This is a genomic window from Klebsiella sp. H-Nf2 (genome assembly GCF_002806645.1).
GTDB classification, from domain to species: Bacteria; Pseudomonadota; Gammaproteobacteria; order Enterobacterales; family Enterobacteriaceae; genus Klebsiella; species Klebsiella variicola.
Window position 1 is genome coordinate 534,225 of sequence record NZ_PIBL01000002.1, and the last position, 16,578, is coordinate 550,802.

General features: G+C 58.9%; 19 protein-coding genes. 15 read left to right on the forward strand and 4 right to left on the reverse strand.

Annotation, left to right across the window (positions count from 1 at the left end):
- Positions 1 to 89 precede the first annotated feature (89 nt).
- Positions 90 to 824 carry a phosphoadenosine phosphosulfate reductase gene (cysH, locus tag CWM58_RS09300; protein WP_008806238.1) on the forward strand — a complete coding sequence of 245 codons (735 nt, stop codon included), beginning with the start codon at positions 90 to 92 and terminating at the stop codon, positions 822 to 824.
- A 72-nt stretch (positions 825 to 896) separates the two neighbouring features.
- On the opposite strand, the gene CWM58_RS09305 is transcribed toward cysH, so the two are convergent.
- Entirely contained in the window at positions 897 to 1,943 is a 1,047-nt protein-coding gene (locus tag CWM58_RS09305; RefSeq protein ID WP_100680791.1) for an aminopeptidase, read from the reverse strand.
- Positions 1,944 to 2,189: 246 nt separating this feature from the next.
- On the opposite strand from CWM58_RS09305, the gene cysG reads away from it, so the two are divergent.
- The 13 genes from cysG (at position 2,190) to rpoS (ending at position 13,429) form a co-directional block, all read left to right on the forward strand.
- Positions 2,190 to 3,596: a siroheme synthase CysG gene (cysG, locus tag CWM58_RS09310; protein WP_165785758.1), complete on the forward strand. Its 1,407-nt coding sequence runs from the start codon at positions 2,190 to 2,192 to the stop codon at positions 3,594 to 3,596.
- A 9-nt stretch (positions 3,597 to 3,605) separates the two neighbouring features.
- Positions 3,606 to 4,514, forward strand: a complete 909-nt coding sequence (gene cysD, locus CWM58_RS09315; protein ID WP_061153518.1) for a sulfate adenylyltransferase subunit CysD — start codon at positions 3,606 to 3,608, stop codon at positions 4,512 to 4,514.
- A 9-nt stretch (positions 4,515 to 4,523) separates the two neighbouring features.
- Positions 4,524 to 5,951: a sulfate adenylyltransferase subunit CysN gene (cysN, locus tag CWM58_RS09320; protein ID WP_100680793.1), complete on the forward strand. Its 1,428-nt coding sequence runs from the start codon at positions 4,524 to 4,526 to the stop codon at positions 5,949 to 5,951.
- On the forward strand, positions 5,951 to 6,556 hold the full coding sequence (cysC, locus tag CWM58_RS09325; protein ID WP_002915158.1) for an adenylyl-sulfate kinase: 606 nt from the start codon (positions 5,951 to 5,953) through the stop codon (positions 6,554 to 6,556). Before cysN ends, cysC begins: the two co-directional genes overlap by 1 nt.
- 50 nt (positions 6,557 to 6,606) lie before the next feature.
- Complete coding sequence (locus tag CWM58_RS09330; protein ID WP_100680794.1) at positions 6,607 to 6,933, forward strand: DUF3561 family protein; 327 nt, start codon at positions 6,607 to 6,609, stop codon at positions 6,931 to 6,933.
- 140 nt (positions 6,934 to 7,073) lie between these two features.
- A complete protein-coding gene (gene ftsB, locus CWM58_RS09335) occupies positions 7,074 to 7,391 on the forward strand; it encodes a cell division protein FtsB (protein ID WP_002915156.1) in 318 nt (105 codons plus the stop codon).
- 19 nt (positions 7,392 to 7,410) lie between these two features.
- Complete coding sequence (ispD, locus tag CWM58_RS09340) at positions 7,411 to 8,121, forward strand: 2-C-methyl-D-erythritol 4-phosphate cytidylyltransferase (protein WP_074387742.1); 711 nt, start codon at positions 7,411 to 7,413, stop codon at positions 8,119 to 8,121.
- The gene (gene ispF, locus CWM58_RS09345) at positions 8,121 to 8,600 is read left to right on the forward strand and encodes a 2-C-methyl-D-erythritol 2,4-cyclodiphosphate synthase (protein WP_100680795.1); all 480 of its coding nucleotides are present in this window, start codon (positions 8,121 to 8,123) and stop codon (positions 8,598 to 8,600) included. The genes ispD and ispF overlap by 1 nt, the downstream gene beginning before the upstream one ends.
- Positions 8,597 to 9,646 (forward strand): tRNA pseudouridine(13) synthase TruD, encoded by a 1,050-nt coding sequence (gene truD / locus CWM58_RS09350; protein WP_100680796.1) that lies wholly within the window; start codon positions 8,597 to 8,599, stop codon positions 9,644 to 9,646. Before ispF ends, truD begins: the two co-directional genes overlap by 4 nt.
- Positions 9,627 to 10,388, forward strand: a complete 762-nt coding sequence (surE, locus tag CWM58_RS09355) for a 5'/3'-nucleotidase SurE (protein WP_100680797.1) — start codon at positions 9,627 to 9,629, stop codon at positions 10,386 to 10,388. The genes truD and surE overlap by 20 nt, the downstream gene beginning before the upstream one ends.
- Entirely contained in the window at positions 10,382 to 11,008 is a 627-nt protein-coding gene (locus CWM58_RS09360) for a protein-L-isoaspartate(D-aspartate) O-methyltransferase (RefSeq protein ID WP_002915108.1), read from the forward strand. The genes surE and CWM58_RS09360 overlap by 7 nt, the downstream gene beginning before the upstream one ends.
- A 125-nt stretch (positions 11,009 to 11,133) precedes the next feature.
- Positions 11,134 to 12,279, forward strand: a complete 1,146-nt coding sequence (gene nlpD / locus CWM58_RS09365; protein WP_100680798.1) for a murein hydrolase activator NlpD — start codon at positions 11,134 to 11,136, stop codon at positions 12,277 to 12,279.
- A 157-nt stretch (positions 12,280 to 12,436) separates the two neighbouring features.
- Complete coding sequence (rpoS, locus tag CWM58_RS09370; protein ID WP_002915106.1) at positions 12,437 to 13,429, forward strand: RNA polymerase sigma factor RpoS; 993 nt, start codon at positions 12,437 to 12,439, stop codon at positions 13,427 to 13,429.
- 52 nt (positions 13,430 to 13,481) lie between these two features.
- On the opposite strand, the gene CWM58_RS09375 is transcribed toward rpoS, so the two are convergent.
- Together CWM58_RS09375 and CWM58_RS09380 are read right to left on the reverse strand one after the other, a co-directional pair.
- Positions 13,482 to 13,859 (reverse strand): DUF4440 domain-containing protein, encoded by a 378-nt coding sequence (locus tag CWM58_RS09375; protein ID WP_100680799.1) that lies wholly within the window; start codon positions 13,857 to 13,859, stop codon positions 13,482 to 13,484.
- On the reverse strand, positions 13,856 to 15,058 hold the full coding sequence (locus CWM58_RS09380) for an MFS transporter (protein WP_100680800.1): 1,203 nt from the start codon (positions 15,056 to 15,058) through the stop codon (positions 13,856 to 13,858). The genes CWM58_RS09375 and CWM58_RS09380 overlap by 4 nt, the downstream gene beginning before the upstream one ends.
- A 108-nt stretch (positions 15,059 to 15,166) precedes the next feature.
- On the opposite strand from CWM58_RS09380, the gene CWM58_RS09385 reads away from it, so the two are divergent.
- On the forward strand, positions 15,167 to 16,054 hold the full coding sequence (locus CWM58_RS09385) for a LysR family transcriptional regulator (RefSeq protein WP_100680801.1): 888 nt from the start codon (positions 15,167 to 15,169) through the stop codon (positions 16,052 to 16,054).
- Positions 16,055 to 16,062: 8 nt separating this feature from the next.
- Here the strand turns inward: CWM58_RS09385 and CWM58_RS09390 are convergent, their stop codons facing one another.
- Positions 16,063 to 16,470, reverse strand: coding sequence for a MarR family winged helix-turn-helix transcriptional regulator (locus CWM58_RS09390; RefSeq protein ID WP_061153525.1), 408 nt, complete (start codon positions 16,468 to 16,470; stop codon positions 16,063 to 16,065).
- Between the last annotated feature and the right edge of the window lie 108 nt (positions 16,471 to 16,578).

Sequence of the window (16,578 nt, forward strand, 5' to 3'; positions counted from 1 at the left end):
TGCCCGGTGGCGCGTAGCGTCCGGGCTTACAAAACCCGTAGGCCGGGCAAACGCAGTGCCGCCCGGCATAACAGGCAAACGAGGTTTATATGTCCGTACTCGATCTAAACGCGCTTAATGCATTGCCGAAAGTGGAACGTATCCTGGCGCTGGCGGAGACCAATGCTAAGCTGGAGAAGCTCAGCGCCGAAGAACGCGTAGCGTGGGCGCTGGAAAATCTGCCTGGCGAGTATGCTTTGTCTTCCAGCTTTGGCATTCAGGCGGCGGTGAGTCTGCACCTGGTGAATCAGCTGCGCCCGGATATTCCGGTGATCCTCACGGATACCGGCTATCTGTTTCCGGAAACCTATCAGTTTATCGATGAGTTAACCGACAAGCTCAAGCTGAACCTGAAGGTCTATCGGGCGCAGGAGAGCGCCGCCTGGCAGGAGGCGCGTTACGGTAAGCTGTGGGAGCAGGGCGTTGAGGGCATTGAGAAATACAATGAGATCAACAAAGTCGAGCCGATGAACCGGGCGCTGAAAGAGCTCAATACCCAGACCTGGTTCGCTGGTCTGCGCCGCGAGCAGTCCGGTAGCCGGGCGACCTTACCGGTGCTGGCTATCCAGCGCGGGGTGTTCAAGGTGCTGCCGATTATCGACTGGGATAACCGGACGGTATATCAGTACCTGCAAAAGCACGGGCTGAAATACCACCCGCTGTGGGATCAGGGCTATCTGTCGGTAGGCGATACCCACACCACCCGCAAATGGGAGCCAGGCATGGCAGAAGAAGAGACCCGGTTCTTCGGGCTTAAACGCGAGTGCGGATTGCACGAGGGATAAGCTGTTAGCGCTTTCTTTGGGTGATAATTCAAGAAGAACACGCGGGTGATACCGCGCGTTCTTTTGTGCGTATCAGCTTTTCTTCTCCACCTTCGCCAGCTCTTTCACCAGCGGCAGCATCACTTTCACTACCTCGCGGCTGCGGTGTTCTATGCGTCCCGGCAGCGCGTGGTCGAGATACTGCTGATTATCAATCTGCACGCTATGCCAGCTGGTGCCGTCCGGGAAGGCGCGGGATTTCTGGCGCTGCTGATAGCCATCCTTTTTGCCGAGTGACCAGTTGGTTGCCTCGACCGACAGCACCGGGATCCCCGCGCTGTCGAAGACGCTGGCGTCGTTACAGCAGGCAGTGCCTTTCGGGAATTCTGGGTTCAGTCCTGGATTGGTCGCTGCGACAATCCCTTTAATGCGGGCGATAGCCAGCGCGCGGTCGCGGGTAAGCTTGCGCACCGAGGCCGGCGTGCGGCGGCCACTGTTGAAGTAAAGCTTATCGCCCACCACCAGATTATCGAGGTTGATCACCAGCAGGGTATTTTTCTTTTCCGCCTCACTCATGCGCTGCAGCAGATTTTGCGCCCCGAGACGACCTTCCTCTTCACCGCTGGTGGCGATAAAGCGAATGCCATAGCGGGTGGGGATATTCTTTAAATGATCCGCCAGCTCCAGCATCACGCCGAGCCCCATCGCGTTGTCGTCGATTCCCTGCAGCGTCAGGCCGCCAAGGTTGTTCTCCACGTCTTTATCGCTCTGCGGCGCGTAGGTATCGAGATGCGCCATAATAATGATTTGCTGGCGGGACTGGCCTTCATGGGCGGCGATCACCGTACTGCCGGTGGCGTTATGCCAGTTCTTACGCTGATTGTTATCGGTATAGATGTAGCGGGTATTGAAGCTGCGCACGTCGCTCTGATAACCCATCTGGGCGAACTGCTGGCGGAGGTACTCGGCTGACAACATCTCGGCTGGTGTTCCGGTCATTCGTCCCGGGAAGACGGTGGCGATATGACGGGCCTGGCTACTGGCGGTGTCGCCCAGCGCGCTGAATGCGGGGGCGGCGGCGAAAACAAAACCGGTGCCGAGCGCCAGAGGAAGCAGACGGCGGCACAACGCGGAAAACATAAGGGGTCCTTACACGAACAAGACAATTTGACGCGTACAGTATGAAACTGTGACCGCGGTTAAACAATTTCAATTGCTCTTAAATAGCGGAGAAATAGCGCGTTAAGCACTTTTTGATATTTGTATTTCCACAGCGTTATTCCTTTGCGTCACAACTCATTCCATTTCGTAATTTCATTTGCTCTGAGGCGCACCCTATAGTCGCAGTATCGCTGATTGTAAGAGAGTTGTTGCGCCGTGGATTACTTGCCCCTTTTTGCCGAACTGAAACAAAGGCCCGTGCTGGTGATCGGCGGCGGTGAGATTGCTGAACGCAAGATTAAATTCCTGCTGCGCGCCCAGGCGCAGGTGCAGGTGGTCGCCGGGACGCTCTCTCCGGCGCTGGCCGATCTGGCGGCGCGCCAGGCGCTTAGCTGGCGGGCGACGGAATTTAGCGAGTCGCTGGTGGATGATGTCTTTCTGGTGATTGCGGCCACAGAGGACGAGACGCTTAACCAGCGGGTGTTTGCGGCGGCTAACGCGCGCTACCGGTTGGTCAATGTGGTGGATAACCAGGCGCTGTGCTCGTTTGTCTTCCCTTCTATCGTTGACCGTTCGCCGTTGCTGGTGGCGATCTCCTCCAGCGGCAAAGCGCCAGTGCTGTCGCGCATTCTGCGCGAGAAAATTGAAGCGCTGCTGCCGACGAACCTCGGGCGGCTGGCGGAATCGGCGAGCTACTGGCGTAACCATCTGAAAACCCGTCTGACGACCACCGAAGCGCGTCGTCGCTTCTGGGAACGCGTCTTCACCGGCCGCTTTGCCAGCCTGATGGTGGCGGGCAATCATGCGGAGGCGGAAAAGGCGCTGCAGGATGAGCTGGATAAGCCCGAACGCGAGACGGGAGAAATTATTCTGGTGGGCGCCGGCCCGGGCGATGCCGGGCTGCTGACCCTTCGTGGTCTGCAGGCGATCCAGCAGGCGGACGTGGTTTTCCACGACCATCTGGTGACCCAGCCGGTTCTCGAGCTGGTGCGCCGCGATGCCGAGTTAATCTGTGTCGGCAAACGCGCCGGCGAGCACTCGGTGCCGCAGCATGAAACCAATCAGCTGCTGGTGGCGGCGGCGAAGGCAGGGAAAACCGTCGTGCGTCTGAAGGGCGGGGATCCGTTTATTTTTGGCCGCGGCGCAGAAGAGCTGCAGGCTGCCGCCGAAGCGGGGATCCCGTTCCAGGTGGTGCCTGGCGTCACTGCCGCCGCCGGGGCGACGGCCTACGCCGGTATTCCGCTGACCCATCGCGATTATGCGCAAAGCGCCGTCTTTGTCACCGGCCACTATAAGCCGGACAGCGCCCCCTTCGACTGGTCGCTGCTGGCGAAGAGCCAACAAACGCTGGCGATCTACATGGGCACCATGAAGGCGGCAGAAATCAGCGCGCAGCTGATCGCCCACGGTCGCGACAGCACTACGCCGGTCGCGGTGATTTCCCGCGGTACCCGCGACGATCAGCAGACGATAACCGGCACATTGCAACAACTCGAACACCTGGCGAAAGACGCCCCGATGCCCGCCCTGCTGGTGGTGGGCGAAGTGGTGCAGCTGCATCAGCAGCTCGCCTGGTTTCAACATACATCATCCGCCGAGGGGTTTAACTCTTCGGTGGTCAATCTGGCTTAAGGAACGGTTATGGACCAAAAACGACTCACTCACCTGCGGCAACTGGAGGCGGAAAGCATCCATATTATTCGTGAGGTGGCCGCCGAATTTTCTAACCCGGTGATGATGTACTCCATCGGGAAAGATTCCAGCGTAATGCTGCATCTGGCGCGCAAAGCGTTTTATCCGGGAACCCTGCCGTTCCCGCTGCTGCACGTCGATACCGGCTGGAAATTCCGTGAGATGTATGAGTTCCGTGACCATACCGCCAAAGCCTACGGCTGTGAGCTGCTGGTGCATAAAAACCCGGAAGGGGTGGCGATGGGCATCAACCCGTTCGTCCACGGCAGCGCTAAGCATACCGATATCATGAAAACGGAAGGCCTGAAGCAGGCGCTGAACAAATACGGCTTTGACGCCGCGTTCGGCGGCGCGCGTCGCGACGAAGAGAAATCCCGCGCGAAAGAGCGCATCTACTCCTTCCGCGACCGCTTCCACCGCTGGGACCCGAAAAATCAGCGTCCAGAGCTGTGGCACAACTACAACGGCCAGATTAACAAAGGCGAAAGCATCCGCGTCTTCCCGCTCTCCAACTGGACCGAGCTGGATATCTGGCAGTACATCTATCTGGAAAATATTGAAATCGTGCCGCTGTATCTGGCTGCTGAGCGCCCGGTGCTGGAGCGCGACGGTATGCTGATGATGATCGATGATGACCGTATCGATCTGCAGCCGGGCGAGGTGATTGAAAAACGGATGGTGCGTTTCCGTACCCTTGGCTGCTGGCCGCTGACCGGCGCAGTGGAGTCTGAAGCGCAGACGCTGCCGGAAATTATTGAAGAGATGCTGGTATCAACCACCAGTGAACGTCAGGGCCGCGTGATTGACCGCGACCAGGCCGGCTCGATGGAGCTGAAGAAACGTCAGGGGTATTTCTAAGGAGCCGCCATGAACACCACAATTGCCCAACAAATTGCTAATGAAGGCGGCGTAGAAGCTTACCTGCACGCGCAACAGCACAAGAGCCTGCTGCGTTTTCTGACCTGCGGCAGCGTAGATGACGGCAAAAGCACCTTAATTGGCCGTTTGCTGCACGATACTCGCCAGATCTATGAAGACCAGCTGTCGTCTCTGCACAACGACAGTAAGCGTCACGGTACCCAGGGTGAAAAACTGGACCTGGCGCTGCTAGTGGACGGCCTGCAGGCTGAGCGCGAGCAGGGCATCACCATCGATGTCGCCTATCGCTACTTCTCGACCGAAAAACGCAAATTTATCATCGCCGACACCCCGGGGCACGAGCAGTACACGCGCAATATGGCCACCGGCGCGTCAACCTGCGACCTGGCGATCCTGCTGATCGATGCGCGCAAAGGCGTGCTCGACCAGACCCGCCGTCACAGCTTTATCTCTACGCTGCTGGGCATTAAACACCTGGTGGTGGCGGTCAACAAAATGGATCTCGTCGAGTTTAGCGAAGCGCGCTTCAACGAGATCCGGGAAGATTATCTGACCTTTGCCGAGCAGCTGCCGGGCAACCTCGATATCCGTTTTGTGCCGCTGTCGGCGCTGGAAGGCGATAACGTCGCCAGCCAGAGCGCGAACATCCCGTGGTACAGCGGTCCGACCCTGCTGGAAGTCCTCGAAACCGTGGAGATCCAGCGGGTGGTCGAGAGCCAGCCGCTGCGCTTCCCGGTGCAGTATGTTAACCGTCCGAACCTCGATTTCCGCGGCTTCTCCGGCACGGTCGCCTCCGGTACGGTTACCGTTGGCCAGCGTCTGAAGGTGCTGCCGTCGGGCGTCGAATCGAGCGTGGCGCGTATCGTCACCTTCGACGGCGACCTGCAGGAAGCTGCCGCCGGCGAAGCCATTACCATTGTGCTGAAAGATGAAATCGACATCAGCCGCGGCGACCTGCTGGTTGACGCGCAAGCCTCGCTGCCGGCGGTGCAAAGCGCCAGCATCGACGTGGTGTGGATGGCCGAGCAGCCGCTGACCCCGGGGCAGAGCTACGACATTAAAATCGCCGGGAAGAAGACTCGCGCTCGCGTCGACGCTATCCGCTACCAGGTCGATATTAACAACCTGACCCAACGTGAAGTCGAGTCTCTACCGCTGAACGGCATTGGGCTGGTGGAGCTGACCTTTGACGAACCTTTAGTGCTGGATCCGTATCAGCAAAACCCAGTGACCGGCGGGCTTATCTTTATCGATCGCCTGACCAACGTCACTGTGGGCGCCGGGATGGTCAACGAGCCGCACCTGCAGGCGTCGACGTCGGCATCGCCGTACAGCGCCTTTGAGCTGGAGCTGAACCAGCTGATCCGTAAACACTTCCCTCACTGGGACGCCCGCGACCTGCTGGGAGGCCAATAATGGCCCAGCATGACGAAAACGTCGTCTGGCATGCCCATCCTGTGACCCAGCAGCAGCGGGAACAGCATCACGGCCATCGCGGCGTGGTGCTGTGGTTTACCGGCCTTTCGGGGTCGGGTAAATCCACCGTCGCCGGGGCGCTGGAAGAGGCGCTGCATGAGCGCGGCGTCAGCACCTATCTGCTGGACGGCGACAATGTGCGCCATGGCCTGTGCAGCGATCTGGGATTCAGTGATGAGGATCGCAAAGAGAACATTCGCCGCGTCGGCGAAGTGGCCAGGCTGATGGTCGATGCCGGTCTGGTGGTATTGACGGCATTTATATCACCACACCGCGCGGAACGGCAGATGGTGCGCGAGCGCCTGGGGGAGGGACGCTTCATCGAAGTGTTCGTCGATACCCCGCTGGCCATCTGCGAGGCGCGGGATCCGAAAGGGTTGTACAAGAAGGCGCGGGCAGGGGAATTACGCAATTTCACCGGCATAGACTCGGTCTATGAGGCACCGGAAAAGGCGGAAATTCATCTGGATGGTGAACAATTGGTAACAAATTTGGTGCACCAACTATTAGACCTGCTGCAACAGAGCGATATTATCAGATCCTGAAACGGCAGCGGCATCGAGGGGTGCCGGTTGCCCGGTCTACAGGATTCGATATGCGCAATACCCAGAACCTCAGTATTATTCGTTCAGAACCGCCTCCGGCGATCGGCGACGAGACCACCTGGTCTCTGTCGGGCGCTGCCGTGGGCTTTATTTCATGGCTGCTGGCGCTGGGTATTCCCTTCCTTCTCTATGGCAGTAATACGCTCTTCTTCCTCCTTTACACCTGGCCGTTCTTCCTGGCGTTGATGCCGGTGGCGGTAGTGATCGGTATTGCGCTGCACTCTCTGCTCAATGGCAAGCTGCTCTATAGCGCCAGCGCGACCATCCTGACCGTCGGGATGATGTTTGCGCTACTCTTCCTCTGGCTGTTGGGATAACCCGTTTCTGGTATGAATCAAGCATGGGTATCGGCAGCAAAAATATGGTACAGTCCCCGCGTTACGCGGCATCGTCCGCGCGCCCTGGTAGCGTACCCGGGCGAGTTTTGGGATGATGATGCCGTTTGTCAGGGGGCAGGATGGGTAAACTAACGCTGCTATTATTAGCTTTGCTGGTCTGGCTACAGTATTCGCTGTGGTTCGGTAAAAACGGCCTGCACGACTACACGCGGGTTAACGACGACGTCACCGCCCAGCAGGCGACTAACGCCAAATTAAAAGCACGCAACGATCAGCTATTTGCCGAAATTGACGACCTCAACGGCGGGCAGGAAGCGATCGAGGAGCGCGCGCGCAATGAACTCAGTATGACCCGCCCGGGCGAAACCTTCTATCGTCTGGTACCGGATGCGTCTAAACGCAACCAGGCATCGGGGCAACAGCAGAACAATCGATAACCAGGCCCAGGATAACAACATGGCAGCCACTTTTCCGGGCGTTTGCGCCGTGGTGCCGGCAGCCGGTTTTGGCCGCCGCATGCAAACGGAATGCCCGAAACAATATCTCTCAATCGGTAACAAAACGATTCTCGAACATGCGGTCGCTGCGCTGCTGGCGGATGCGCGCGTCCAGCGCGTGGTAATTGCCGTCAGCCCCGGCGATCGGCGCTTCAGCCAGCTACCGCTGGCGCAGCACCCGCAAATTACCGTCGTGGATGGCGGCGCCGAGCGCGCCGATTCCGTGCTCGCGGGCCTGAAGGCGTTGCCGGAGGCGCAGTGGGTGCTGGTGCATGACGCCGCGCGCCCCTGCCTGCATCAGGACGACCTCAGCCGCCTGCTGGCGCTCAGCGAAACCAGCCGTGTCGGGGGGATCCTCGCGGCGCCGGTTCGTGACACCATGAAGCGCGCCGAACCGGGCAAAACCGCTATCGCCCATACCGTCGATCGCAATGACCTGTGGCATGCGCTGACCCCGCAATTTTTCCCTCGCGAGCTGCTGGTGGATTGCCTCACCCGGGCGCTGAACGAGGGGGCGACCATCACCGATGAAGCCTCGGCGCTGGAGTACTGCGGCTTCCATCCGCAGCTGGTCGCCGGTCGCGCGGATAATATTAAAGTGACGCGCCCGGAAGACCTGGCGCTGGCTGAATTTTACCTCACCCGTTCCCGACACCAGGAGAAAGCTTAATGCGAATTGGACATGGTTTTGACGTACACGCTTTTGGCGGTGAAGGCCCAATCATTATTGGCGGGGTACGCATTCCTTATGAAAAAGGGCTGCTGGCCCACTCCGACGGCGACGTCGCGCTGCATGCGCTGACCGACGCGCTGCTGGGTGCCGCGGCGCTCGGCGATATCGGCAAACTGTTCCCCGATACCGATCCGGCGTTTAAAGGCGCCGATAGCCGCGAACTGCTGCGCGAAGCGTGGCGTCGTATTCAGGCCAAAGGCTATGCGCTCGGCAACGTCGACGTCACCATTATCGCCCAGGCGCCGAAGATGCTGCTGCATATTCCGCAGATGCGCGTCTTTATCGCTGAAGATCTCGGCTGCCATATGGACGACGTCAACGTGAAAGCGACCACCACCGAGAAGCTGGGCTTCACCGGCCGCGGGGAAGGGATCGCCTGCGAAGCGGTCGCGCTGCTGCGTAAGGCCGAAAAATGATCGCCTTTGACCAACTGACCTGGCTGCACGGCAAGCCGCAGAGCAGCGGGCTGCTGAAAGCCAATCCGGAAGATTTTCTGGTAGTGGAGGATCTGGGCTTTGCGCCGGACGGCGAAGGCGAACATGTGCTGGTGCGGATCCTGAAAAACGGCTGCAATACGCGCTTTGTCGCCGACGCGCTGGCGAAATTCCTCAAGATCCACGCCCGTGAAGTGAGCTTCGCCGGGCAAAAGGATAAGCACGCCGTCACCGAGCAGTGGCTGTGCGCGCGGGTGCCCGGCAAAGAGATGCCGGACCTGAGCAAATTTCAGCTCGAGGGCTGCCAGGTACTGGAATATGCCCGCCATAAGCGTAAGCTGCGTTTAGGCGCGCTGAAAGGCAACCAGTTTACCGTGATCCTGCGCGAGATTAGCGATCGACAGGACGTGGAGACGCGTCTGCAGGCCATCGCTGAACGGGGCGTACCGAACTATTTCGGCGCGCAGCGCTTTGGCATTGGCGGCAGTAATCTGCAGGGCGCGTTGCGCTGGGCGGAAAGCGACGCGCCGGTGCGCGATCGCAATAAGCGCAGTTTTTGGTTGTCGGCGGCCCGCAGTGCGTTGTTTAATCAGCAAGTCAGTATTAGATTAAAAAAAACGGAATTTAATCAGGTTGTTGATGGCGATGCGCTACAATTAGCGGGGCGTGGGAGCTGGTTTGTCGTCACACCGGAAGAACTCGAGGTTTCGCAGGCGCGGGTGAACAACCGCGAACTGATGATCACGGCTGCGCTGCCGGGCAGCGGCGACTGGGGAAGCCAGCGCGACGCTCTGGCCGCCGAGCAGGCCGCCATCGCCGAAGAAACGTCGCTGCAGGCGCTGTTGGTGCGGGAGAAAGTTGAGGCGGCGCGCCGGGCGATGCTCCTCTATCCGCAGCAGCTTAGCTGGAACTGGTGGGATGACGTAACCGTTGAACTGCGTTTCTGGCTGCCGGCGGGCAGCTTCGCCACCAGCGTGGTCAGGGAGCTTATCAATACAACGGGTGACTATGCGAATATTGCTGAGTAACGATGACGGGATCCATGCGCCGGGGATACAGACCCTGGCAAAGGCCTTAAGGGAGTTTGCCGAGGTCCAGGTTGTTGCACCCGATCGTAACCGCAGCGGAGCCTCGAATTCGCTGACGCTGGAATCATCCCTGCGTACGTTTACCTTTGAAAATGGCGACATCGCCGTCCAGATGGGCACCCCGACCGACTGCGTCTATCTCGGCGTGAACGCGCTGATGCGCCCACGTCCGGACATCGTCGTTTCCGGCATTAACGCGGGTCCCAACCTGGGCGATGACGTCATCTATTCCGGCACCGTGGCCGCAGCGATGGAAGGCCGCCATCTGGGGTTCCCCGCGCTGGCCGTGTCGCTGAACGGCTATCAGCATTACGATACCGCCGCGGCGGTAACCTGCACCATTCTGCGCGCCTTAAGCCGCGAGCCGCTGCGTACCGGGCGGATCCTTAACATCAACGTGCCGGATCTCCCGCTTGATCAAATCAAGGGCATTCGCGTGACCCGCTGCGGCAACCGCCATCCGGCCGACCAGGTGATCCCGCAAAAAGATCCGCGCGGCAACACCCTGTACTGGATTGGCCCGCCGGGCGATAAGCGCGATGCCGGGCCGGGCACCGATTTTGCGGCAGTGGATGAAGGCTATGTTTCCGTGACGCCATTGCACGTCGATTTAACCGCCTATCAGGCGCATGAGGTAGTCAGCGATTGGCTGGAACGTGTCGGGGTTGACGGGCAATGGTAAGTAAACGTGTTGAAAGTTTGTTGAATCAACTGCGCACGCAGGGCATCGTCGATGAGCGTGTCCTCGAGGCGATCGCGCTTGTCCCGCGCGAAAAATTTGTTGATGAAGCCTTTGAACATAAAGCGTGGGAAAACACCGCGCTGCCGATTGGCCAGGGGCAGACCATCTCCCAGCCTTACATGGTGGCGCGGATGACCGAGCTGCTGACGCTGACGCCGGAGTCGCGCGTGCTGGAGATCGGCACTGGTTCCGGCTACCAGACGGCCATCCTGGCGCACCTGGTGCATCACGTTTGCTCGGTGGAGCGGATTAAGAGTTTACAGTGGCAGGCGCGTCGTCGCCTGAAACAACTTGATTTACATAATGTTTCAACCCGTCATGGCGATGGGTGGCAAGGTTGGCAGGCACGGGCGCCGTTTGATGCCATTATTGTGACGGCGGCGCCGCCGGAGATTCCAACCGCGCTGCTGGCGCAGCTGGATGACGATGGCGTGCTGGTGCTGCCGGTTGGCGAAGAGCATCAGTTTCTCAAACGGATCCGTCGCCGGGGCAACGAATTTATCATTGATACCGTCGAGGCCGTTCGCTTTGTTCCCCTGGTGAAGGGGGAGCTGGCCTGAGACCCGGATTATTCCAGGTTTTTTTTGCCTGACTTTAGGCGTAGGGTGGACACATTTTTCAGTGTCCTGGCCGGGCGCCGCCCGGTAAGCAAGATATTGGCAGTTAACATATTCCTGGGGGATAAATGAGCGCGGGAAGCACCAAATTTACCGTCAGCCGTATTGCGGCTCTTTCACTGGTTTCACTCTGGCTGGCCGGGTGTACCAACACCAATAATCCGCCAGCGCCGGTTAGCTCTGCCGGCGGTGCCGCCTCTTCCAGCACCAACTCCGGCATGCTGATTACGCCGCCATCCTCCGGCGTCAAGTCTGCTCCTCAGGCGCAGCCGATCCAGCCGATCCAGCCGGTACAGACCCAAACCATTCAGCCGCAGCCGACGCCGATGGCGCAGGAGCCGGTGCAGACGGTGAACGGTAAGATCGTTTACAACCGCAAATATGGCGATATTCCGAAAGGTAGCTATACCGGCGGCAGTACCTATACGGTAAGACGGGGAGACACGCTGTTCTATATCGCGTGGGTCACCGGCAACGATTTCCGCGACCTGGCGCAACGCAACAATGTCGCGGCCCCGTACGCCCTGAACGTGGGTCAGGTGCTGCAGGTCGGCAACGCCTCAGGCCAGCCGATCACCGGTGAAAACGCCGTTTCTCAGGCCAGCGCAAGGGCGAGCGGCGGTGCGACAGCCACCACAACTTCTGCACAAAAATCGACCGCGGTGGTTGCTTCACAACCGACTATTACGTATTCTGAATCTTCAGGTGAACAGAGTGCTACCAAGATGTTGCCTAATAATAAACCAGCGACCACGACCACAACGGTTGTCGCGCCGGTGACGGCACCAACAACGGTGAGCACAACCCAGCCGACTGCAAGCAGTACGTCAACCAGTTCGCCGATCTCATCATGGCGCTGGCCGACTGATGGCAAGGTTATCGAGAACTTTAGCGGCGCGGAAGGCGGCAATAAAGGTATCGACATTGCAGGCAGTAAGGGACAGGCTATTGTCGCGACCGCCGATGGGCGTGTCGTCTATGCCGGTAACGCACTGCGCGGCTACGGTAATCTTATTATCATCAAACACAACGATGATTACCTGAGTGCCTACGCTCATAACGATACCATGCTGGTTCGGGAGCAACAGGAAGTCAAAGCGGGGCAGAAAATCGCTACCATGGGTAGCACCGGAACCAGCTCAACAAGATTACATTTTGAAATTCGTTACAAGGGGAAATCCGTCAACCCGCTGCAGTACTTACCGCAGCGATAATTTGGCAAAGTACGGATAAGCGAAGCATCAGCTAACAGGCGCCAGGGCGGTGTCTACGCCACTCTCGCAGAGAGGGCAGGGGAAATCGTCCAGGCGTCGTTTGTTGATGTGCCGTGGAAGGTGCTTTGCTCAGGGATCACGGGTAGGAGCCACCTTTATGAGTCAGAATACGCTGAAAGTTCATGATTTAAATGAAGACGCGGAATTTGATGAGAACGGAATTGAGGTTTTCGACGAGAAGGCCTTAGTAGAAGAGGAACCCAGTGATAGCGATCTGGCTGAGGAAGAGCTACTGTCGCAAGGCGCAACACAACGCGTACTTGACGCCACTCAGCTTTATCTTGGAGAGATTGGTTATTCCCCACTGCTGACCGCGGAAGAGGAAGTCTATTTCGCGCGTCGCGCACTGCGTGGTGATGTCGCTTCACGCCGTCGCATGATTGAAAGCAACCTGCGTCTGGTGGTGAAGATTGCCCGTCGTTACAGCAATCGTGGTCTGGCGCTGCTGGATCTGATTGAAGAAGGTAACCTCGGCCTGATCCGCGCCGTTGAGAAGTTTGACCCGGAACGTGGGTTCCGTTTTTCGACCTATGCGACCTGGTGGATCCGCCAGACCATTGAACGGGCGATCATGAACCAAACCCGTACGATCCGTTTGCCGATCCATATTGTTAAAGAGCTGAACGTCTATCTGCGTACCGCGCGCGAGTTGTCCCATAAGCTGGACCACGAGCCAAGTGCGGAAGAGATAGCCGAACAGCTGGACAAACCGGTCGATGACGTCAGCCGTATGCTGCGTCTGAACGAGCGCATCACCTCCGTGGATACTCCGCTGGGTGGCGATTCAGAAAAAGCGCTGCTGGATATTCTGGCCGATGAGAAAGAGAACGGCCCGGAAGACACCACGCAGGACGATGATATGAAGCAAAGCATCGTCAAATGGCTGTTCGAGCTGAACGCCAAGCAGCGTGAAGTTCTGGCGCGTCGTTTCGGTCTGCTGGGTTATGAAGCAGCCACGCTGGAAGATGTGGGCCGTGAAATTGGCCTCACCCGCGAGCGTGTGCGGCAGATCCAGGTGGAAGGTCTGCGTCGTCTGCGGGAAATTCTGCAGGGGCAGGGGCTGAATATCGAAGCGCTCTTCCGCGAATAAGATCTTTTCTCTCAAAAAGGCCCCCTCGACAGTCGGGGCCTTTTTCTTTGCGCTAGCCGAGGCGGGTTTCCTGCAGATGACGCCAGATCATTTTTCCTTCCGCTTGCTGAAAAATCGCCGTCGACCAGCGTACGTTCTCACTGCCATCCGCCAGCGTTTGGCTTTCACGGTATAGCACTGCGGCGCCGTCGTGCCACTCGCTAATGATTTTCGCCTGATCCACCACGATGTGTAATCCCGGACGGGTTGCGCCCGCATGGTGGAAAAAACGGCTCACCGCCGGGTAGTCCATCTTCTCGCCGCCCGGAGGGATCATGGTGAATTCGGCGGCAAAACGTGTCATCATTGCCTCAGCGCTTCCTTCCCCCTGGCTTAACCAGCGTTCGATAAGGACATGGGCGTCGAGGACTTCCTGCAGATAAGGGTTCATGACTTCTCCAGAGTGGTGTGCAGGCGATGGATAATCGCCCGATTATTCAGCCGCAGGCAAAACAGCAGCGGCAACAGGGTGATGGCGGCGGCGCTAATAAACACGATTTGCCAGGCGTAGGCCGGCGGAAATCCCCTCAGCAGCACGGCGAGCAGCGCGCTGCCGGCAAAGAAGCTGAGCTGGCGGTTCAGATTCCACAGCGCGCTGGCGTCAGGCATCTCTTCGGCAGACGTATGCAGGAAGGCGCTGCTTTGCGCGGTGCTGCTGCATAAGCTGCCTCCTCCGCCCATCAGCGTAAAGGCCAGAATCAACAGCGCCAGCGGGCTGTGCGCATCGATCTTCAGCAGCAGCAGGATCCCCGCCGCCTGTAGCAAGCAGCCAACCATCACCAGCGGTCGTGGCCCGAAGCGGTTGAAATACCTGCCGGTAAAAGTGATGGCGGCGAACGAGGCCAGCGACCAGGGCACCATCAGGGCACCGATGGCCCCCGGCGCCATCCCGGTGACGCGTTGCAGGTAGAACATCCCGACCACGTTGACGCCAATAAACATCCCCGGTACGCAGAGGTAGATCAGCATCGCGAAGCGCAGCAGGGGATCGGCCAGCAACGACAGCGGAAGAAAGCGAGTTGGGCGAACCGGGCCGGGGCTGTCGTTCAGCCATCGCACCGCCAGCACAAAGGTTAGCAGAGCCACAGGCAGGCTGGCGAAAAAGACCCAGCGCCAGCTGAAGGCCTGGACTAACAGGCCGCCGATCGCCGGCGAGCAGGCTGGCGCCAGCAGGCCGACCAGCATCACCGCCGCCGACAGTTTCGCCCGCTCATGCGGCTGAAACAGCGGCCACGTCAATGCCTGGCCAAGGGGGATTAACAGCCCGCCGCCCATCCCCTGCAGCGTCCGCCAGAAAATCAGCTCGCCGAGACTACTGGCAAGCCCAGCCGCCAGCGCGCCGAGGCTGAACAGCCCCAGCGAGAGTAAAAACAGTCGTTTCGCCCCCCAGCGCTGACTAAGCCAGGCACTGAACGGTACGACGACCGTCAGACCGAGAATATAAGCATTGCTGACCCACGCCAGCTGAGAGACGGAAACCGTCAGCGCGTGGCTGATGGCCGGGAAGGCGATGCTGGCGATAAACATATTGATTAAATCGAGAAAAAAGCCGAACAGAAAAACGGTGGCAACGCGGTGGCGATAGGTCATGGTTCACTCCCTCAGACAGGCGGCTACTGTAAACCCGGTTCTGCGGGGGATAAACGGGGTGAATCGGGATATACTGTCTGAATATTTTTGACAATCATCCGGACGACAATGCTTAATCTTCAGCGTGTGACCATGTTTATCGCCGTGGTGGATGCCGGCAGCTTCACCCTGGCCGCTGCGGTGCTGGGGCAGACCAAGGCGGTGGTCAGCTTTAACGTGCGGCAACTGGAAAATGAACTGGGGGTGACCCTGCTGCTGCGTTCAACGCGTCGTCTGCGCCTCACCGACGCCGGGACGTTGTTCTATCAGCGTGGGGTGGCGCTGCTGAAAGCGGCGGAAAATCTGCAGGATGAGGTGCGGGCCAGCCATACTGGATTAAGTGGAGAGCTGCGGATCACCACCACGCCGGAGTATGGCGCGCAGGTTATCATTCCGGCGCTGGCCGCGTTTGCCCGTCGTCACCCGGCGCTGCGGGTGCGCCACGTTTCGTCCTCCCATCATGCGGACCTCATTTCAGAACGATTTGATGTGGCGATACGCCTCGGTACGCTGGCCGATTCCCGCTATCGGGCGACGCGGATAGCCAGTTTCGCGATCCTGCCCGTCGCCTCTCCGGCCTGGCTGGCAAGCCATCCGGTGCAGACGCTGTCCGATCTGGCGCAAGCCGACTGGATTATTCATGAGCGTCTGTCGGCGCCGCTGCGCTGGCAGCTGCGAACGGATCAACAGACAGAGGTGGATTTCGCCATCGCCAGCGCGCCGCGCTTTTCAGCCGACAGCGCTACGGCGCTGATGAGCTTTGCCCTGGCCGGGTGCGGTATCGCCTTGCTGCCGGCATGGCTGGTAGCCGAAAAAGTGGCGCAGCGGGAGCTGGTGCCGCTCCTGTCGGAATACCATTTCCCACAGCAAGGAGTGTATGCCCTTTATCCCGATGCGCAGCACATGCCGACCCGGGTGCGGGCGTTTATCGATTTCCTGCGTGAGAAGGTCGTTTAATTGACCGCTCAGGGCGCCATCATTTTGCGCACCAGCCGGGAGAACTGTTCGCGTTCGTCATCGCTCAGGCGGCCGAGAAACTCGTCATCGATCTCATTGCCCTGCGGAATCGAACGGTTAAGCAACGCCTCGCCTTGTTCGGTCAGATAGACAAAACGGCGGCGTTTATCAGCGGGATCGTGTTCCCGGCGCACCAGGCCGCGTGCCTCCATCCGGCTGAGCATCTCCGCCAGCGTGGCCTTGGTACTGACCGCCGCTTCAATCAGCACGACCTGCTCGATACCCGGCTGCTCCGCTACCGAGCGCATCACCGCGTACTGAGGTTTAGTCAGATCCGGTAACGCTTGCTGCCAGCGGGCGGTATGTTGTTGAAAAAGCTGGCGCAGCAGGTGAAATGCTTCGTTTCGTAACTCCATGAATACTCCGTAACAAAACTGTCACCTCTATGATAGCCGTTCGTACGCCATTTTATACCCTTTCTGCGTTTTTGATTAAAAATGCGCACGTATGCGAACGATCTTGTC